This window comes from Ruegeria sp. CE9 (genome assembly GCF_056537425.1).
In genome coordinates this window covers 1-2649 of the sequence record NZ_JBQFRO010000037.1, presented here as the reverse complement: position 1 = coordinate 2649, position 2649 = coordinate 1, and the positions used below count along the sequence as shown (strand labels likewise).

General features: G+C 56.4%; 3 protein-coding genes. 1 reads left to right on the top strand and 2 read right to left on the bottom strand.

Annotation, left to right across the window (positions count from 1 at the left end; genetic code table 11):
- Positions 1–544, top strand: a 544-nt coding sequence (locus ACR0B3_RS23640; protein ID WP_480811194.1) for an arginase family protein, incomplete at its 5' end; no start/stop codon positions are given.
- A gap of 54 nt (positions 545–598) precedes the next feature.
- Here ACR0B3_RS23640 and ACR0B3_RS23635 read toward each other — a convergent pair.
- Positions 599–2086 carry an NAD(P)(+) transhydrogenase (Re/Si-specific) subunit beta gene (locus tag ACR0B3_RS23635; RefSeq protein WP_340252305.1) on the bottom strand — a complete coding sequence of 496 codons (1488 nt, stop codon included), beginning with the start codon at positions 2084–2086 and terminating at the stop codon, positions 599–601.
- An 18-nt stretch (positions 2087–2104) separates the two neighbouring features.
- Positions 2105–2649 (bottom strand): proton-translocating transhydrogenase family protein (locus ACR0B3_RS23630; protein WP_480811193.1); only part of this gene is annotated, 545 nt, incomplete at its 5' end.

Here is a 2649-nt window from a genome sequence, read left to right as displayed (position 1 = left end):
ATTTACAGGGGCGCTGGACGATGATGGCGGGGGAAATTGTCTAAACCTGCCCGTCCCGCGCGGGTTTCATGATGCGGAAATGGCACTCATTCGGGATATGCTGATCTTACCCGCCCTTGCGGCGTTTTCGCCTGAGGCCATCGTGTTGCAATGCGGTGCTGATGCGGTGACCGATGATCCGCTCTCAAGGCTCTGTCTATCTGCGCAAAGCTATTGGGACATGGTCGCTGCCGTTCAATCGTTACGCTGTCCCCGCCTATTGGTGACAGGGGGTGGGGGCTATAACCCATGGACAGTCGCCCGCGTCTGGAGCGGCATTTGGGCCACACTCAGCGGGCAAGATATTCCTGACCGCCTCCCACAAGAGGGCGAAGCGATCTTGCGGGGTCTATCTTGGGCGGGGCATTCGAAAGGGAAATCACCACCCGCGACATGGTTCACGCAGTTGCATGACAACCAAGACGAAACACCAATTCGCGATACAATCCGAGATCGCATTGCCCTGCTCTCTGCGCGCCCTGCGGCGCAGGGCGTTTTGCCGTAAAAAAGGCGGCCCCTAATAGGGGCCGCCTGATTGTCATTCTCGATCCACAAGGGCTTAGGCGATTTTCGGCAGCAAGCTGTCGATTGAGGCCTTTGCATCGCCATAGAACATCCGCGTGTTCTCTTTGTAGAAAAGCGGGTTCTCAATGCCCGAATAGCCCGTGCCCTGCCCCCGTTTGGAGACAAAAACCTGCTTGGCTTTCCAGCATTCCAACACAGGCATCCCTGCGATTGGCGAGTTGGGGTCTTCTTGCGCGGCTGGGTTCACGATGTCGTTTGAACCGATCACAATGGCCACATCGGTGGATGGGAAATCCTCGTTGATTTCATCCATTTCCAGAACGATGTCATAGGGCACTTTGGCCTCTGCAAGCAGAACATTCATGTGACCGGGCAAGCGGCCTGCAACGGGGTGAATGGCGAAACGCACGGTTTTGCCTGCCGCGCGCAGTTTGCGTGTAAGCTCAGCCACACCTTGCTGTGCCTGTGCCACCGCCATCCCATAGCCTGGGATAATGATGATGCTGTCGGCCTCGTTCAGCGCATTGGCCACACCATCGCTGTCGATTGCGATTTGCTCGCCCTCAATGGCCTGCTGCTCGCCTTTGGCACCGCCAAAACCACCCAAAATCACGCTGATGAAACTGCGGTTCATGGCTTTACACATGATGTAGCTGAGGATGGCGCCCGAAGAGCCCACCAAAGCCCCCACAACAATCAACAGATCATTGCCAAGGCTAAAGCCAATCGCCGCCGCCGCCCAACCTGAATAGCTGTTCAGCATGGACACAACCACGGGCATATCCGCGCCGCCGATCCCCATGATCAGGTGATAGCCGATAAAGAGAGCCAAAACTGTCAAGGCAATCAATGTCCAGCCGCCTGCGCCGCCCAGATACATCGCGGCCAACGCCAAGGATGCGGCAGCGGCAGCAGCATTCAAGATATGCCCACCAGGCAATTGCTTCGCCGCACTGTTCACACGCCCTGCAAGTTTGCCATAGGCGATGACGGAACCCGTAAAGGTCACAGCACCGATCCAAATCCCCAAGACCAATTCAACGCGCAAAATGCCAACTTCAACTGCGGTTTTCTTTCCCAACAGAGCCGCGAAATTGGACAGGGTGCCAAGCATTTCATAAACAGGCGCCGCAATCGGGCCTTTGGGTTGCGGGAAGGCCATACCTGCCTCGCGCAAAACTTCGCCCACGCTGACCAATTCAAGATGCGCGTTAAAGCCTACGAAAACGGCAGCAAGACCCACCAAGGAGTGCATGATTGCCACAAGTTCAGGCATTTGCGTCATTTGAACCTTGGTGGCGAGTTGATACCCAACCCCTGCGCCTGCCGCGATCAAGACCAATGACATCAGCCACAACCCCGAACCTGGGCCGATTAAGGTGGCCGAAATCGCAATGGCCATGCCTGCGATGCCATACCAAACCGCGCGCTTGGCACTTTCTTGTCCCGACAAACCGCCCAGCGAGAGGATGAAGAGAACGCCCGCGACTGCATAAGCCGCAATGGTGAAACCGAAATCCATATCTGATACCCCTGCTGCTTACGATTTCTGGAACATGGCGAGCATCCGCCGTGTCACGAGGAAGCCGCCGAAAATATTAACTGCAGCCATAAAGATACCAAGGGCCGCCAAGATCGTGATCAGCGCAGAGCTCGAGCCGATTTGCATCAGCGCGCCCAAGATCACAATCGAGGAAATCGCATTGGTCACCGCCATCAAAGGCGTGTGAAGGCTGTGCGCCACGTTCCAAATAACTTGGAACCCGATGAACACCGACAGCACAAAGACGATGAAGTGCTGCATAAAGCTCGCAGGCGCAATCAAGCCCACGCCCAAGACCAACGCGGCACCAATCGCCAGAAGGGTAACTTGGTTCTTCGTCTGCGCCTTGAAGGCAGCGATCTCTTGCTCCCGCTTTTCTTCGGGCGTCAGTTCTTTGGGCTTTTCACGCTTCTGCGCGGCAATAGCCGCCACTTTGGGTGGCGGCGGTGGGTAAGTGATCTCACCGCCGAACACCGCAGTTGCCCCGCGGATCACATCATCCTCCATGTTGTGCACGACCTGACCATCCTTTGCGGGGGTGA